The organism is Flavobacterium sp., from assembly GCF_036405015.1.
Taxonomy (GTDB): Bacteria; Bacteroidota; Bacteroidia; order Flavobacteriales; family Flavobacteriaceae; genus Flavobacterium.
In genome coordinates this window covers 1-17,291 of the sequence record NZ_DASWYK010000035.1, presented here as the reverse complement: position 1 = coordinate 17,291, position 17,291 = coordinate 1, and the positions used below count along the sequence as shown (strand labels likewise).

Annotated in this window: 12 protein-coding genes and 1 pseudogene; 9 read left to right on the top strand and 4 right to left on the bottom strand. The window is 32.4% G+C overall.

Going from position 1 to position 17,291, the window contains the following annotated elements; all coding sequences use genetic code 11:
• Window positions 1-251 precede the first annotated feature (251 nt).
• From VGE71_RS02855 to VGE71_RS02845, 3 genes are all read left to right on the top strand, one after another.
• Window positions 252-2,651, top strand: a complete 2,400-nt coding sequence (locus VGE71_RS02855) for a glycoside hydrolase family 31 protein (protein ID WP_331136942.1) — start codon at window positions 252-254, stop codon at window positions 2,649-2,651.
• An 83-nt stretch (window positions 2,652-2,734) separates the two neighbouring features.
• A complete protein-coding gene (locus VGE71_RS02850) occupies window positions 2,735-3,544 on the top strand; it encodes a M48 family metallopeptidase (protein WP_331136941.1) in 810 nt (269 codons plus the stop codon).
• A 160-nt stretch (window positions 3,545-3,704) separates the two neighbouring features.
• Window positions 3,705-5,030, top strand: coding sequence for an MFS transporter (locus VGE71_RS02845; RefSeq protein ID WP_331136940.1), 1,326 nt, complete (start codon window positions 3,705-3,707; stop codon window positions 5,028-5,030).
• An 88-nt stretch (window positions 5,031-5,118) separates the two neighbouring features.
• On the opposite strand, the gene VGE71_RS02840 is transcribed toward VGE71_RS02845, so the two are convergent.
• The 4 genes from VGE71_RS02840 to VGE71_RS02825 all read right to left on the bottom strand — a co-directional run bounded on the left by VGE71_RS02840 (window position 5,119) and on the right by VGE71_RS02825 (window position 8,005).
• On the bottom strand, window positions 5,119-5,712 hold the full coding sequence (locus VGE71_RS02840) for a head GIN domain-containing protein (protein ID WP_414656163.1): 594 nt from the start codon (window positions 5,710-5,712) through the stop codon (window positions 5,119-5,121).
• 148 nt (window positions 5,713-5,860) lie between these two features.
• Window positions 5,861-6,919 (bottom strand): hypothetical protein, encoded by a 1,059-nt coding sequence (locus VGE71_RS02835; protein ID WP_331136938.1) that lies wholly within the window; start codon window positions 6,917-6,919, stop codon window positions 5,861-5,863.
• Window positions 6,903-7,436: an anti-sigma factor gene (locus tag VGE71_RS02830; RefSeq protein WP_331136937.1), complete on the bottom strand. Its 534-nt coding sequence runs from the start codon at window positions 7,434-7,436 to the stop codon at window positions 6,903-6,905. The genes VGE71_RS02835 and VGE71_RS02830 overlap by 17 nt, the downstream gene beginning before the upstream one ends.
• A 14-nt stretch (window positions 7,437-7,450) precedes the next feature.
• Complete coding sequence (locus tag VGE71_RS02825) at window positions 7,451-8,005, bottom strand: RNA polymerase sigma factor (protein WP_144212485.1); 555 nt, start codon at window positions 8,003-8,005, stop codon at window positions 7,451-7,453.
• A gap of 267 nt (window positions 8,006-8,272) precedes the next feature.
• On the opposite strand from VGE71_RS02825, the gene lon reads away from it, so the two are divergent.
• The 6 genes and pseudogenes from lon to VGE71_RS02795 all read left to right on the top strand — a co-directional run.
• Window positions 8,273-10,726, top strand: coding sequence for an endopeptidase La (gene lon / locus VGE71_RS02820; protein WP_331136936.1), 2,454 nt, complete (start codon window positions 8,273-8,275; stop codon window positions 10,724-10,726).
• A gap of 151 nt (window positions 10,727-10,877) precedes the next feature.
• On the top strand, window positions 10,878-11,897 hold the full coding sequence (porQ, locus tag VGE71_RS02815; protein ID WP_331136935.1) for a type IX secretion system protein PorQ: 1,020 nt from the start codon (window positions 10,878-10,880) through the stop codon (window positions 11,895-11,897).
• 231 nt (window positions 11,898-12,128) lie between these two features.
• Window positions 12,129-12,821, top strand: coding sequence for a (d)CMP kinase (gene cmk / locus VGE71_RS02810; protein WP_331136934.1), 693 nt, complete (start codon window positions 12,129-12,131; stop codon window positions 12,819-12,821).
• Window positions 12,822-12,890: 69 nt separating this feature from the next.
• Entirely contained in the window at window positions 12,891-14,267 is a 1,377-nt protein-coding gene (locus tag VGE71_RS02805) for a nucleoside permease (protein ID WP_331136933.1), read from the top strand.
• A gap of 453 nt (window positions 14,268-14,720) precedes the next feature.
• Window positions 14,721-16,496 carry a 30S ribosomal protein S1 gene (rpsA, locus tag VGE71_RS02800; RefSeq protein ID WP_012024823.1) on the top strand — a complete coding sequence of 592 codons (1,776 nt, stop codon included), beginning with the start codon at window positions 14,721-14,723 and terminating at the stop codon, window positions 16,494-16,496.
• A gap of 141 nt (window positions 16,497-16,637) precedes the next feature.
• A pseudogene (locus VGE71_RS02795) lies at window positions 16,638-17,291 on the top strand (hypothetical protein); the annotation flags it as partial.

Here is a 17,291-nt window from a genome sequence, read left to right as displayed (position 1 = left end):
AGAATTAATTTTACCTCCTTTGAGTGTTACTGTGTATTCTTTAGTATAATAAAAACAGTACAATCTTTTTTAAGTAAGATTTTATCATTTAATCGTTTCAAAATTATCAAATTGTTGATTTTTTGTTTTCTAATTACAAACTCAATCAGAAAAAACGTTTTCGTTAATAAACCTTTTATTCATAGGGCTTTATGATCTTTTTTTGTATGTTTGAAAAGAGAGATTATTGTTATAATTAATTCATTGGCGATATGATTACAAACACATCATTAGAATACAAAGGAGATTTATATCCATCAAAAATCGTTTCTTATGAACATGAAGGCGATTCAATTTTCTTTAATACAGATAATAAGGTAATCTTAAAAGTTACTGTTCTTAGAGACAGTTTAATTCGATTTCGTTTTACCACTAAAGGATATTTCAGTAATGACTTTTCTTATGCCATTGATAAAACGCAGCTTCATGGTTACAATTTCTTAGAAGTTACAGAACAGGAAACTTATTTTGAAATAAGAACCAGTAAGGTAAAGTGCAAAATTCAAAAAGCAGATCTTCGTTTAGCTATTTACGATTTGAATGATTTTTTAATTCTTGAAGATGAACTTGGTTTTCATTGGGAAGAAAGCTACGAATATGGCGGAAATATCGTAAAAATGAGTAAATATGCTAAAGATGGTGAATGTTATTACGGTCTTGGAGATAAAGCTACTCAAATGAACCTTAAAGGCAAAAGAGTCGAAAATTTTGCTACAGATCAATATGCCTATCAAAAAGATCAGGAACCTTTATATAAAGTTGTTCCTTTTTATATTGGACTTCACAATAAACAATCTTACGGTATTTTCTTTGATAATACTTTCAGAACTTTCTTTGATTTTTGTCAAGAAAGACGAAATGTAACCAGTTTTTGGGCTGAAGGTGGCGAAATGAATTATTATTTTGTCTATGGTCCACAAATGCAGGATGTTGTGACCACATATACCGATTTAACCGGAAAACCAGAATTACCACCGCTTTGGGTTTTAGGATATCACCAATGTAAATGGAGTTATTATCCTGAAAGTAAAGTAAAAGAAATTACATCAAAATTTAGAGAACTTCAAATTCCTTGTGATGCCATTTATCTCGATATTGATTATATGGAAGGATTTCGATGCTTTACATGGAATAAAAACTATTTTCCAGATCCGAAAAGAATGGTTTCTGAATTAGCAGAAGATGGTTTTAAAACAATTGTAATCATAGATCCTGGAATAAAAATCGATAAAGATTATTGGGTTTATAAAGAAGCATTAGAAAAAGATTATTTCTGTAAAAGAGCCGATGGACCTTATATGAAAGGAAAAGTCTGGCCAGGAGAATGTAACTTTCCAGATTACACAAATCCCGTAGTAAGAGAATGGTGGGCTGGTTTATTTAAAGAATTAATTGCAGATATTGGAGTAAAAGGAGTTTGGAATGATATGAACGAACCAGCTGTAATGGAGGTTCCAAATAAAACTTTTCCAATGGATGTTCGTCACGTATACGATGGAAATCCTTGCAGTCATAGAAAAGCGCATAATATTTACGGAACACAGATGGCAAGAGCAACTTATCATGGTGTGAAACGTTTTGCTTATCCAAAACGTCCTTTTGTAATTACTAGATCTGCTTATTCTGGAGCACAGCGTTACACTTCTTCGTGGACAGGTGATAATGTTGCAACCTGGGAACATCTATGGATTGCAAACATTCAGGTGCAAAGATTATCTATTTCGGGAATGGGATTTACTGGTTCTGATATTGGTGGATTTGCAGAACAACCAACTGGAGAGTTATACGCACGTTGGATTCAGTTAGGTGTCTTCCATCCGTTTTGTAGAACGCATTCTTCTGGAGATCATGGAAATCAAGAACCTTGGGCTTTTGATGAAGAAGTAATTAATATTACCCGAAAATTTGTTAGTCTTCGTTATCAATTGTTGCCTTATTTATATACAATGTTTTGGCAATATATTGAAGAAGGAGTTCCAATGTTAAAACCTTTGGTGTATTACGATCAGGATGATACACAAACGCATTATCGAAATGACGAATTCATCTTCGGAAACCAAATTTTAGTTTGTCCAATACTTGAACCTAATGCTGTAGGTAGACGTATGTATATTCCACGTGGTGAATGGTATAACTATTGGACCAATGAATTGTTTATTGGTGGAAGAGAAATTTGGATTGATACTAAATTTGATGAGATTCCAGTTTTTGTAAAAGCAGGAGCTATTATTCCAAAATATCCAGTTCAGCAATATGTTGGTGAATTAGAATTTGATGAATTAACACTTGATGTTTACTATAAAAATGGTAAAGAACAATCAGCAGTTTATGAAGACGCTCAAGACGGTTACGATTATAAAAAAGGACGTTATAGCTATTTGTCGTTACGAAATATTGGAAAGGAAAAAGAGCTTATTATTCAGCTTCATAAAGAAGGAAAGTATACAACTCCGTATACAAAGTACAAAATCAATTTAATTGGATTACCTTTTAAAGTTGCAGAAATAGAAATTGACAACGAAAAAATTGAGTTTGATAAAATTAATTTTGAGCAAAATAATTTCTTAATAGTTGATAAAGAGTTTAGTGAACTTCATATTATTGGTGAATAGTTAAATTTTGATATTTTTTCGACTTAATATGTAAAATATTTTATTTTTTTTAATTGTATTTTTGTTAGAAAATAGCTCGAATTATGAAAAAATATTTGTTTTTAGGGATTTTCAGCGGTCTTGTTTTATCTTGTGCAACAAACCCGATTACAGGAAAACAAAACTTGAATTTTGTTTCAAACAGTGAATTATTTCCAACTTCTTTTCAGCAATACAGTACTTTTTTGTCTGAAAATAAAGTGATAACAGGAACTTCTGATGCGAAACTTGTTGAGAATGTTGGATATAAAATTAAAGCAGCTGCTGAAAAGTATTTAACATATTTAGGACAATCACAATATTTAAAAGATTATCGTTGGGAATATAAATTGGTAGACAACAAAGAAGTTAATGCTTGGTGTTTACCAGGAGGAAAAATTGTTGTTTATTCTGGAATTTTGCCTGTTACACAAAACGAATCTGGTTTAGCTACAGTGATGGGACACGAAGTTTCGCACGCATTGGCAAATCACGGAGCACAAAGAATGAGTGCAGCACAGTTACAGTCAATAGGAGGTGCAGTTTTAGATGCAGCAACAACCAATAAAACGGCTCAAACCAGAGCAATTTTTTCTCAAGCTTACGGAATGGGAACTGAGGTAGGAGTAATGCTTCCTTTTAGTAGAAGTAATGAAAGCGAAGCCGATAAAATCGGATTGACTTTAATGGCAATTGCAGGCTACAATCCGGATGATGCTGTTGCGTTCTGGACAAGAATGTCTGCAAAATCAGGAGGTTCGTCTACACCAGAATTTATGAGTACTCACCCTTCTGACGCAACCAGAATCGCTAATATAAAAGCGCTTATTCCAGAAGCAAAAGCAATTGCTTTAAAAGTTGGAACAATAAAATAAAAAGATGTACAGATGTACAACTGACAAAAAGCTATTCGAATTCGAATAGCTTTTTTCTTTTTAGGAGAGTTGATAATTTAATAATACAGGATTTGAGTAATTTCTATTTGATTATGATAAAAATTAGATAAATTCGTAGCCAATTAACAAAACCATTTCTATGAAAAACCTACCAAAAGGAGATAAGAAGCTTTTAAATGCATGGGCATTTTATGATTGGGCCAATTCAGTTTATACTTTGACTATTGCTTCGGCAGTATTTCCAATTTTTTATGAAGCTTTATTCAGTGATCGTGATCATTATATTGATATTTTTGGAATGCATCTTAAAAACTCAGCATTAATAAGTTTCATTACAGCTTTCGCTTTTATGGTGGTATCTTTTATTTCTCCACTGTTATCGGGAATTGCAGATTACGTTGGAAACAAGAAATCATTTATGAAATTCTTCTGTTATCTGGGCGCTTTATCTTGTATGGGATTGTATTGGTTTGATTTGGATAATATTTATGTAGGACTTCTATTTTACTTTTTAGGTTTATTGGGCTATTGGGGAAGTTTAGTTTTCTATAATTCCTATCTTCCGGATATTGCATTTGAAGAACAGCAAGACAGAATTAGTGCAAAAGGATATTCATTAGGATATATTGGAAGCGTTATTTTGCTGATTGTCAATTTAGCTATGATTATGAAACCAAAACTTTTTGGAATTTCAGGAACTGATGGTGAAGCCGCAATGAAAGCAATGCGTTATTCTTTTGTAATGGTTGGAGTTTGGTGGATTTTATTCAGCCAATATACTTACTATTATTTACCAAAAGGCAGTAAAGAGTCTGGACAGAAATTAACAAAATCTGTGGTTTTTAATGGTTTTAAAGAATTGAAAAAGGTTTGGGCTTTATTAAATGAAAATATTCCTTTAAAGCGTTATTTAGGAGGGTTTTTCGTTTCTAGTATGGCGGTTCAGACTGTAATGCTTGTTGCCACTTATTTTGGCGCACAGGAAATTCAATGGGAAACTAAAGAGCAAAGTACAATAGGTTTAATTGTTTGTATTTTAATAATCCAATTGGTTGCTGTTGTTGGTGCGGTTTTAACTTCTAGGGCTTCAGAAAAATTTGGTAATGTTCCTACTTTAATTTTTATAAATGCGATTTGGGCTGTGTTTTGCGCGCTTGCATTTTTTATTACTTTGCCAACGCATTTTTACGTTATGGCAACAGTTGCCGGATTTGTAATGGGAGGAATTCAGGCATTATCACGTTCAACCTATTCAAAATTATTACCAGAAACAGAAGATACAGCATCGTTTTTTAGTTTTTATGATGTTGCTGAGAAAATCGGAATCGTTATTGGAATGTGTGTTTACGGAATTATCGATCAAATTACGGGAAGTCCACGTACTGCAATTGTAATTTTAGGAATCTTTTTCGTCACAGCCATTTTTCTTTTAAGAAGAGTTCACAAAAAAGACGTTTCAAACTAGTCGAAACGTCTTCAATAATAGCAATATCACGAATTACAGGAATTATTTGATTGATGATGATTTTTGAAATTCGTGATATTTTTTATAATTAACCTTTAGTAATCGTTCCTGAGCCTGCTACTTTTGCGTCTTTTTTCTCAGGATTTCCAAAATATTTGATATTTCCTGAGCCCGCAACTCTTGCTGTAATGCTTTCATTACAAGTTACTTTACTATTTCCAGATCCAGATACATGAGCCTCAACTATTTTAGATTTTAAGTCAGTAGCATCAATATCTCCTGAACCTGAAAGTTTTGTAGAAAAGTTATTGGCAGTTCCTTTTAAATTGATTTTTCCTGAACCACTTACGTTTAGAGCTAAATTATTGGCATCAACAGGTAAATTGAAATTACCTGAACCAGCAAGGTTAATGGTAAAACTATCACTTTTAATACTATTTTTAGAATGAATTGAACCCGAACCAGCTAAACTTAATTCTGAAATATTTTCAAATGGAATGGTTACTTCAATTTTATTTCCTGAACTGGTACGAATTTGAGTTCCTTTTTCTACATAGATTTTTAAGTCATTTCCTTCAACTTCTACTTTTATTGCAGATAATAAATTTTCTTCTCCTTTGATTGTAATTTTTCCTTCTTTTCCTGAAACTAGATCTACGTCAAAGAATCCCGCAATTTTAATACCGTCGTAATCTCCAGTGGTTCTGGTTTCTGTTGTAACTTTACCGTTTCCGTTTATTTTTGACTGTGCGTTGGCATTTCCAGTCATAAGAAGTGCGCTTAATGCTAGAATAAAAATTGATTTTTTCATTGTTTTGATTTTTAGATGATTAATTTTTTGTCAACGAAATATTTCCGTAGTTTGAATTGATATTAATTTTGTTGAGACCTTTTTTCTTATAAAAACCAGCGATTCTTTTGCTGTTGCTTTTGGTTTCTGAAGTAGAAATTTCTAAAGTATTATCATGTTTAATATTAGAGTATCTCGCCGAAATATCGAAATCGAAAGCATAATTAGGAAGATATCCGATAGAAATATCTGTGTAGCCTGAGTTGATATTTATATTTCCAGCTTTTTCATTCATGGTTCCAATGTTTATTTTGCTGTAATTGGTATCATAACTAAAGTTACTCGAAATTTCTCCAATTATAAGTGTTAAATAATTTCCAGAACCATTTAAAGAATTGACTTTTTGAAATTTAAGCGTTCCGTAATTACAATCAGATTTGATGTTTTGTCCGTCACCAAGATTCACATCGGTATAATTGGCATTCAAATTTAAATTTCCGGAATCGTTAATTTTAAGGCCAGAATAACGCGCATCTATATTTCCAGATTTTACATAATCGATACTTGAATTTTGGCAATATGCGATTGAAATTTGATTAGTAACTCCATTTAGTTTTCCTAAAGTTATTTTTCCGTATTTGCAATCTATATCTGTAGAAGATTCTGCATTTGGGATGTTTATGTTGCCATATTTATTAATTAGTTTGATTGATCCATTTTTAGGGATTTTTATCACATAATTAATTTCAAAACTATTATGGCTTCCTTTACTTTTTAAGGAAGAATTTCCAAGTTTGGTTACCGCAGAAACCATTCCTTTAAGAGCTGTAATATCGACATCAATACTGTTTAGTCTTTCGTTTACCCAATTTTCATTTGGTCCGTCAACTTTTATAGTAATATCGAGATCAATTTTATCCTCATCCCAGGTCGTAACCGAAATGTTTCCGTATTTGTTGTTGATGTCAATTCCTGCGTTAGAATTTACGATATAGGTTTTTTTAATGTTTTTTTGTTTGGTGATAAAAGTATCGTCATTTGAAAATCCCAAAAAAGGAATCAAAAGCAATAAGATTAGTAAGTTATAATGTTTTTTCATTAGATGTGTTTTTAAATTTTTCGTTGTCTTCAATTCGTTTTAGAACGGTTTGTAAAAAAGAAATTCGGGTTTGTAGATTGCTTATCATAGCGTAAATAATCTGTTTGTTTTCACCGTTTTTCTGCAATTCGTTAATGATTTTTTGGTAATCAGCATCAAAAGTTTTCATTTGGTTTAATGCGTCATTAATGATTTGTTCATTTTCTGGTGAACTTTTTTCTTTCAATTTAACCAGTTCGTTATCAATTAGAATATTGAAAATAGAATCAGTTCGTTTAGTTTCTTTAGAGGCAAATTTGAATTCTTTTGGTTTTTCATTTTTGTAAAAAAGAGAAATTCCAAGCATCAATACAATAGATGCGGCAATAGCTGTTACAAACCAATACTTTTTAGTAGGTTCTTTTTTATTTAGTTTTTCCAGAAATTTCATTTGATGATCTGGATTTAACTCCTGAACATCCCATTGGTTTTCAAATCTGTTGAATAATTCGTCTAAATTGTCTTTTTCATTTTTCATAATTCCAATTCATTTTATATTTCTTCCAATTTTCTTCGTAAACTATCTTTTGCTCTGCTCAAAGTTGTTCTGCAATTGGCATACGAAATATTTAATATTTCGCAGATTTCCTCTTGATCATAACCTTCAATATAAAAAAGCGTTAGAACCATTCTGTAACTATCTTTTAACTGCAGAATAGTGTCAAGAACTTGTTTTACTTTTAGATTGTTTAAGTCGATGTTTTCAGAAATAATTCCGTCATTTTCTTCAATTTTATAAAGCTGTTTACTTATGTCTTCTACCTGGAAAGAGTTGTTTTTTTTGTAAAAATCGATGCTATAATTGATGATTATTTTTTTTAACCATGCTCCAAAAGCCACTTCTTGTTTATAGTCATTGATTTTGGTAAAAGCCTTTAAGAATCCTTCCTGCATGACGTCTTGTGCAAAATGTTCATCTTTTACAATACGATAAGCAACATTATACATCGCCTTGCAATAGCGATTGTAAATTTCAAACTGCGCTTTTTGATTGTTCTTTTTACAAAGCGCAATTAATTCTTCGATATTTTGGTTGTCTATGCTCAAGTAATGGCTTTTGGTTTTTATAAAGGACTTTACATTTTTTTGTTTGTTACACTTTTGATAAAATTAATTTTATTTTTTTTCAAATTTTGAAGAATGAAAATCTAAATTTAGGACTGACTTCTTTTGCATTTGGCATAATGATTGTCTAATTTTATGGCCTGTCTTGTAATTGAAAAATAAAGCGCATTTTCAAGTATAACTTCACAAAGCAATACCTGTTTTACAGACAGCACAAAAAAATAATGACAAAACGACTTATATATTATCATGTCAAATCATAAAATACTTACTATTGACAATCTGTCACTTCAAGAATTTGATTCAGAAGCAGAATTGATTCCTTTGTTAACTCCAGAGGATGAAGAGGAAATGAATAATGAAGAACTTCCTGTTTCTTTGCCAATTTTACCTTTACGTAATACTGTTTTGTTTCCAGGAGTTGTTATTCCAATTTCTGCAGGAAGAGATAAATCTATTAAATTGATTAATGATGCCAATGCAGGAGGAAAAATCATTGGAGTAGTATCTCAAATCAATGAAGAAGACGAAGATCCGTCAAAAGACGATATTCATAAAATAGGAACGGTAGCGCGTATTTTACGTGTTTTAAAAATGCCTGACGGAAATGTAACCGTTATTCTTCAAGGAAAAAAACGTTTCGAAATTGACGAAGTTGTTGCCGAAGAACCTTACATGACAGCAACTATAAAAGAAGTTGCAGAAGAACGTCCAGATGAAAATGATTCTGAATTCACTGCTATTTTAGATTCTGTTAAAGAACTTGCGATTCAGATTATTAAAGAAAGTCCAAACATTCCTTCTGAAGCTACATTTGCCATTAAAAACATTGAAAGTCAATCGTTTTTAATCAATTTTGTTTCTTCTAATATGAATTTATCTGTAAAAGAGAAACAAGGCCTTTTGTCAATCAATGGTTTGAAAGAACGTGCTTTAGAAACGTTACGTTATATGAATGTTGAACTTCAAAAATTAGAATTGAAGAATGACATTCAGTCAAAAGTTCGTTTTGATTTAGATCAGCAACAAAGAGAATATTTCCTTCACCAGCAAATGAAAACCATTCAGGAAGAATTGGGTGGTGTTTCTCAGGAAGAGGAAATGGACGAAATGGGACTGAAAGCGAAAACCAAAAAATGGGACGAAAAAACGCAAAAACATTTCGAAAAAGAATTGTCTAAAATGCGTCGTATGAATCCACAATCTCCTGATTTTGGTATTCAACGTAACTATTTAGAGTTGTTTTTAGAATTGCCTTGGGGCGAATATTCTAAGGATAAATTCGATTTGAAATTTGCGCAGAAAGTTTTAGATAAAGATCATTTCGGATTAGAAGAAGTAAAGAAAAGAATGATTGAGCATTTGGCAGTTTTAAAATTGCGAAATGATATGAAATCACCAATTATATGTCTAACAGGGCCTCCAGGTGTTGGTAAAACTTCTATCGGTCGTTCTGTAGCAGAAGCTTTAGGACGTGAGTATGTTCGTATTTCATTAGGTGGTTTACGTGATGAAGCAGAAATTCGCGGACATAGAAAAACGTATATTGGAGCAATGCCGGGAAGAATTATTCAAAGCTTAAAAAAGGCAGGAACTTCAAACCCAGTATTTATTCTAGATGAAATTGACAAATTGTCAAGTGGAAATAGCGGTGATCCATCTTCTGCTTTATTAGAAGTTTTAGATCCAGAACAAAACAGTGCTTTCTATGATAATTTCCTTGAAATGGGGTATGATTTATCTAAAGTAATGTTTATCGCTACTTCAAATAATATGGCTGCCATTCAGCCTGCATTGAGAGACAGAATGGAAGTGATCAAAATGTCTGGTTATACGATTGAAGAAAAAGTAGAAATTGCCAAAAGACATTTATTTCCAAAACAACTAGAAGCTCACGGATTAACGGCTAAGGATTTAACAATAGGTAAAAAACAATTAGAAAAAATTGTTGAAGGTTATACAAGAGAATCTGGTGTTCGTAATTTAGAGACTAAAATTGCTCAGGTTATTAGAAATGCAGCAAAATCTGTTGCAATGGAGGAGGAGTACAACAAAAAAGTAACAGACGAAGATATTGTTACTATTTTAGGAGTTCCGAGATTAGAACGCGACAAATACGAAAATAACGATGTTGCAGGAGTTGTAACAGGTTTAGCTTGGACAAGTGTTGGTGGTGATATTTTATTTATTGAATCTTTGATTTCTGAAGGAAAAGGCGCTTTGACTATTACAGGAAATCTTGGAACTGTAATGAAAGAATCGGCGACTATTGCCTTAGAATACATTAAAGCTAATGCGAAGAAATTAGGTTTAAGTACCGAAATTTTCCAGAAATATAATATTCATCTTCACGTTCCAGAAGGAGCAACACCAAAAGACGGACCAAGTGCGGGTATTGCAATGTTAACGTCTTTAGTTTCTCTTCTAACGCAAAAGAAAGTTAAAAAGAGCCTTGCAATGACAGGAGAAATTACGCTTCGTGGAAAAGTTTTACCAGTTGGCGGAATTAAAGAAAAAATCTTAGCTGCAAAAAGAGCAGGAATTAAAGAGATTATTCTATGTCATGAAAACAAAAGCGATATTGATGAAATTAAAGCTGAATATCTAGAAGGACTTTCTTTTCACTATGTAAAAGAAATGAGTGAAGTTCTGGCTATCGCATTAACAGATCAAAGCGTTAAGAATGCAAAATTGTTGAAATAAAAAGCAATTAAAAGTTTAAATATTTAGATTCCAAATCCCATTCTGAAGTTCAGATTTGGAATTTGGAATTTTTTTATTGGAATCTATTTTTGAAGTTATATAATTTTATCTTTGCCTTTGCGTTATTCCGACAAAGGAACGTTCCATAAACATGTTAAAACAAATTGTTTTATTTTTTATACTACTGATTTGTTCGGCTTCGTTCGGACAGGTTGGAGGACGCTACACCTATCAATTTTTAAATCTAACTACTTCACCGAGACAAGCTGCTTTAGGAGGTGATGTTGTCACCATCTACGACGAAGATGTTAACCAGGCGATGTCTAATCCCGCACTTATAAATGCTGATATGGATAATCATCTGGCGATGAATTACGGGAGCTATTACGGCGAGGCTTCATACGGTACTGCATCATACGCTTATACTTATGATAGGCATTTGCAGACCTTTTGTGCTGGCGTCAGTTATGTAAACTACGGATCTTTTGAGGGTTATGATGAAAATGGCCAAGCAACCTCAAATTTTACAGGTAGTGAAGGAGCTCTTACATTAGGATATTCGTACAACGTTCCTTTTACAAATTTCTACATTGGCGCAAATGCTAAACTAATCACATCGTCTTTAGAAAGCTATAATTCTATAGGAGGTGCTGTCGATTTAGGATTCTTATATTTAGATGAAAAAAATGATTTAAATTTTGCTTTGGTCTTCCGTAACATGGGAACTCAGTTTACTACTTACTCAGGAATAAAGGAAAATTTACCGTTTGAAATTGTTGCAGGAATTTCTCAGGAATTAGAACACGTTCCCATTCGTTGGCATCTTACTTTGGAAAATTTACAGCAATGGAATATTTCTTTTTCAAATCCAGTTCGTGGAGAAACCAATATTGACGGTTCTACAAGTCAAGAGAAAGTTTCTTTTGTAAATAACGCATTAAGACACGTAACTTTTGGTGTAGAGCTTTTTCCAAAAAGAGCTTTTAATTTGCGTTTAGGATACAATTTTAGAAGAGGAGAAGAATTAAGAGTTGACGAACAGCGCAATTTTTCGGGCGTTTCATTAGGTTTTGGTTTAAAGTTGAATAAATTGAAATTTAATTATTCTTACTCGAGATATACATTAGCAGCTAATACCAGCCTTTTTGGTCTGATTTTAAATTTTCAATAATCAAGAAGAATTATTATTAGTGGAAAACTAACTATTAGAAACCTTTTGTAATCGGATAACGATTGTAAAAGGATTTTTTTTTGGAGTGATTGGGAATTAAATATTAGCTATAAGAAAAAGTTTAATATTTTTAAGTATTCCATTTAAAAAGAAAGATGGCTACATTTGCAGTAGTTTTATTGCGTTTTTAAAGAGCGATTAATAAAGGAATAAAAATTTAAAAAATACAAATTGAAAAAAATTACAATTGCAATCGACGGATTTTCATCAACTGGTAAAAGTACCCTTGCAAAGCAATTAGCAAAGGAGCTTCATTATGTTTATGTAGATACCGGGGCCATGTATCGTGCAGTTGCTTACTTTGCAATGCAAAACCAATTTATTACAGCTGATTTTTTTGATAAAGAAGCTTTAGTTGATGCGTTATCTAACATTCAGCTTGAATTTAGATTTAATGCAGATTTAGGTTTTGCTGAAATGTATCTAAACGGTGAGAATGTAGAAAAACAGATTCGAACTCTTGAAGTTTCTAGTTTTGTTAGTAAGGTTGCGGCTGTTTCTGAAGTACGCGCCAAGCTAGTTGAACAACAACAAGAAATGGGTACAAATAAAGCAATTGTAATGGATGGAAGGGACATAGGAACTGTAGTTTTTCCTAATGCAGAACTTAAAATATTCATGACTGCAAGTGCAGAAACCCGCGCACAAAGACGTTTTGACGAGTTACAGCAAAAAGGAGATAATGTAACTTATGAAGAAGTTCTGCAAAATGTAGTTGAAAGAGATAATCTGGATACCAGCAGAGAAGATTCTCCTTTAGTTATTGCTGACGATGCAATAGAAATAGATAATTCTTACTTAAATAAAGAAGAGCAGTTTGCGGCAGTTCTAGAATTAGTAAATGATGTTGTTAAAACAGTTTAATTTTTTGCAGATATTATTTTTAATGGTAGTTTTACCGCTTCATTTTTACTAAAAGACAAATTTTAATATATGGGTATTAAAAACAGATTGATTTTAATGAGCTTTCTTCAATTTTTTGTTTGGGGAGCATGGCTTATAACAATTGGAAATTATTGGTTTGGTACTAAAAACTGGGAAGGAACTCAATTTGGATTAGTTTTCGGAACCATGGGAATTGCATCTCTTTTTATGCCTACACTTACAGGAATTATTGCTGACAGATGGGTCAATGCCGAAAAACTTTACGGAATCCTTCATATTTTATATGCCGTAGTTTTGTTTGCAATAGCACAAGTTACAACTCCTGATACTTTTATTATTGTCATGCTGTTAGCAATGTGTTGCTATATGCCAACAATAGCTTTAAGTAACTCTATTTCTTATACTTCGTTAAAACTAAATAATAAAAACATTGTAAAAGATTTTCCTCCAATTCGTGTTTGGGGAACAATTGGTTTTATTGTTGCGATGTGGATTACTAATTTAAGCGGCAGTAAAGCAACAGAATATCAGTTTTATATCGCTGGAATTGGAGCTTTGATTCTTGGGATTTATGCTTTTACATTGCCAAAATGCGAACCACAACGTTTGATTAAAGAAAATGCTACTTGGATTGAGACTTTTGGTTTAGAATCTTTCAAGTTGTTTGCTAATTACAAAATGGCTTTGTTTTTTGTTTTTTCTATGTTTTTAGGAGGAGCGCTTCAGTTGACAAACGCTTACGGGGATGTGTTTTTAGATGAATTTAAACATTTTCCAAAATACGCAGATTCGTTCGTGATTAAATATTCGACTATTATTATGTCGATTTCTCAGGTTTCTGAGACTTTGTTTATTCTTGCAATTCCATTTTTCTTAAGACGTTTTGGAATCAAACAAGTGATGCTGATTAGTATGCTGGCTTGGGTTCTTCGTTTCGGATTATTTGCTTTCGGAGATCCAGTTGGTGGATTGTGGATGATTATTTTGTCTTGTATTGTATACGGAATGGCATTTGATTTCTTCAACATCTCAGGTTCATTATTCGTAGAAAGCAATACCGATTCTAAAATTCGTTCTTCTGCGCAAGGTCTATTTATGATGATGACCAATGGAGTAGGAGCAGTTTTAGGAAGTTTGACTTCTGGTTGGGCAATTGATCGTTTCTTTACAAAGTCGTTCAATACAACTACGGAATTAGCGGGATTCTTACAAACAGATGCAACTAATGAGAAAATGGTTGAGTTTGTAAAAGGACAAGGAAACTCAATTTCTGTAGATGGAATTTTCGCAAATCCAGTATTAATGAAAGACTGGCATACCATTTGGTTGTCTTTTGCTGCTTATGCTTTAGTTATCGCTATTGCTTTTGCTGTTTTGTTTAAACATAAACATGATCCGAAGGAGATTGAGAATTTGAATCATTAAGATTAAAAGTAACCTTTGTCAAAGTTTTAAACTTTGACAAAGATAGTTATACAGTAACCCGACAGGTTTTTAAAACCTGTCGGGTTTCGTTTTGTATATTTCTCGTTTTTTTAAATTATGAAAACAAAAACTTCTAATCTAGCCCCGATAGAAGTGGAAATCCTTTTGTGACGGGGTTCGGCACAAAAGATTACTTCGTCAGTTCGCTATCGCTCGTGTGAAACGGATAGCGGGACTAAACGTCTTTAAAAGCCTTAAATTTGCTGCTTCTTATTAATATACTGACAATCATATCGGTTTTGTTTTGTTAATTCAGAAAAATGTATTACTTTTGCAGTCCTTTTGGCAGAGAAGAGTTTCCATTAGGAATCAACCATTTATGTAAAACAACTTCTGTATTTTCTATCGCATAGAGAAACTCGAGAAAAACAGAATACAAATTTTTTTATCAGCATGTCTGAACAAACAAAATCACAAGAAGAGTTTTTAGCAAATTTTAACTGGCACAACTTCCAAGAAGGAATCGATGCAGTAGATGAGAAAAACTTGCAAGAGTTTGAAGAACTAGTATCAAAAACTTTCATCGCTACAGATCAAGAAGAAGTAGTTGAAGGAGTTGTAGTTAGAATTACAGATAGAGACGTTATCGTTGATATCAATGCTAAATCTGAAGGTGTTATTTCTTTAAACGAATTTCGTTACAACCCAAATTTAAAAGTAGGTGACAAAGTAGAAGTATTAATCGACATCCGTGAGGATAAAACAGGTCAATTAGTATTATCTCACAGAAAAGCACGTACTATCAAATCTTGGGATAGAGTTATTGCAGCTAATGAAACTGGAGAAATCGTTAACGGTTTTGTTAAATGCAGAACTAAAGGAGGTATGATTGTTGACGTATTCGGAATCGAAGCGTTCTTACCTGGATCTCAAATTGACGTTAAGCCAATTAGAGACTACGATGTATATGTAAACAAAATGATGGAATTCAAAGTGGTAAAAATCAACCACGAATTCAAAAACGTTGTTGTATCTCATAAAGCGCTTATCGAGGCTGATATTGAAGTACAGAAAAAAGAGATCATCGGTCAATTACAAAAAGGACAAGTATTAGAAGGTGTTGTTAAAAACATTACTTCTTATGGTGTGTTCATTGACTTAGGTGGTGTTGACGGATTAATTCACATTACTGACCTTTCTTGGAGTAGAATCAACCACCCAAGTGAAGTTCTTGAATTAGACCAAAAATTAAACGTTGTAATCCTTGATTTCGATGATGAGAAAACAAGAATTCAATTAGGATTGAAACAATTAAACGCTCACCCATGGGATGCTTTAGATGCTAACTTAACTGTTGGTGATAAAGTTAAAGGTAAAGTAGTTGTAATCGCTGATTACGGTGCTTTCATCGAAGTTGCTGAAGGTGTTGAAGGTTTAATCCACGTTTCTGAAATGTCATGGTCAACTCACTTACGTTCTGCTCAGGACTTCGTGAAAGTTGGAGATGTTGTTGAAGCAGTTATCTTAACTCTAGACAGAGAAGATCGTAAGATGTCATTAGGTATCAAACAATTGACTCAAGATCCATGGACTGACATTACTTCTAAATACCCAGTAGGTTCTAAACATACAGGTATCGTTAGAAACTTTACAAACTTTGGTATTTTCGTAGAATTAGAAGAAGGAATTGATGGATTAATCTACATCTCTGACTTATCTTGGACTAAGAAAATTAAACACCCATCTGAGTTTGTAAACGTTGGTGAAAAACTTGATGTTGTTGTATTAGAATTAGATGTTGAAGGACGTAAATTATCTTTAGGTCACAAACAAACTACTGCTAATCCTTGGGATCAATACGAAGATTCTTTCGCTGTAGGAACTATCCACAATGGTGAGATTTCTGAAATCGTTGACAAAGGAGCTACTGTAGAATTCGGAGATGATATCGTTGCTTTCATTCCTACTCGTCACCTTGAAAAAGAAGACGGAAAGAAATTGAAAAAAGGTGATACAGCTGATTTCAAAGTAATCGAATTCAACAAAGAATTCAAAAGAGTAGTTGCTTCTCACACTGCTATCTTCAGAGAAGAAGAAGAGAAAAACGTGAAAGCTGCTGCTGAAACTACTGCATCTGCATCTACAAACGCACCAGCTGCGACTTTAGGTGACAACAATGATGTATTAGCTGCTTTAAAAGCTAAAATGGAAAAAACTGAGAAAAAATAATTCTTAGATTTCTATAAATAGAAAGTCCCACATTTCTGTGGGACTTTTTTTTCGCCTATTTTTTTTGACTTAGTTATTTTAACAAAAAAAGTTGTGTTATTCTTTAAAAGATTTATTTTTGTTAACGAAAATCTCCCCAATATGAAGAAACTCTACTTTATAATCTTATTCATTTCGTTTTTAAATTTTTCTTATGCTCAAATTGTTGATTTTAAAGGTAATAATACTTTAAAAGGGATTTTATTATCCGGAATAAACGACAGAACAAATCAATATGTTGCTAAAGATCTTAATGGCAATTCATTTTTAATTGATTCAAATAATGATCGTGAAATCCAGATCTCTGAAGCTTTAAAAGTTAAAGAATTAAATTTAAGTAATTTAAATTCTCCTTTTTCATACCTTGATAGTTTAGAAGGAATAGAGAGCTTTACTAATCTTTCGGTTTTGAATATTTCATATCATTCGGTAAAAAACATTGATATCAGTTCCCTGTTAAATTTAACTAGTTTTAATTGTTATAGTAACAACGGGAATAAATTAAATGTTAGTGGACTTAATAAATTAAAAGTATTATATGCTCAAAACAATAGTTTTGTATCCCTTGATTTGACAAGTTTGACTGATCTTGAAAGTCTTAATTTGAATAGTAATTATGACTTATTAACTTTAGATGTCACAAAGAATTTAAAACTTAAAAATTTAAGCTGCAGCTACAGTCATTCATTATACAAAATAGATATTGAGGGGTTAAATAATTTAGAAACTTTTACGCTAGATTATTCTAATGAAATA

Excerpts from the sequence above, each read along its gene's own strand:
- lon (WP_331136936.1), top strand. The coding sequence starts at position 8,273 with ATGTCAAATCATAAAATACTTACTATTGACAATCTGTCACTTCAAGAA.
- VGE71_RS02855 (WP_331136942.1), top strand. The coding sequence starts at position 252 with ATGATTACAAACACATCATTAGAATACAAAGGAGATTTATATCCATCA.
- porQ (WP_331136935.1), top strand. The coding sequence starts at position 10,878 with ATGTTAAAACAAATTGTTTTATTTTTTATACTACTGATTTGTTCGGCT.
- VGE71_RS02845 (WP_331136940.1), top strand. The coding sequence starts at position 3,705 with ATGAAAAACCTACCAAAAGGAGATAAGAAGCTTTTAAATGCATGGGCA.
- VGE71_RS02850 (WP_331136941.1), top strand. The coding sequence starts at position 2,735 with ATGAAAAAATATTTGTTTTTAGGGATTTTCAGCGGTCTTGTTTTATCT.
- VGE71_RS02835 (WP_331136938.1), bottom strand. The coding sequence starts at position 6,919 with ATGAAAAAACATTATAACTTACTAATCTTATTGCTTTTGATTCCTTTT.
- VGE71_RS02830 (WP_331136937.1), bottom strand. The coding sequence starts at position 7,436 with ATGAAAAATGAAAAAGACAATTTAGACGAATTATTCAACAGATTTGAA.
- VGE71_RS02805 (WP_331136933.1), top strand. The coding sequence starts at position 12,891 with ATGGGTATTAAAAACAGATTGATTTTAATGAGCTTTCTTCAATTTTTT.
- rpsA (WP_012024823.1), top strand. The coding sequence starts at position 14,721 with ATGTCTGAACAAACAAAATCACAAGAAGAGTTTTTAGCAAATTTTAAC.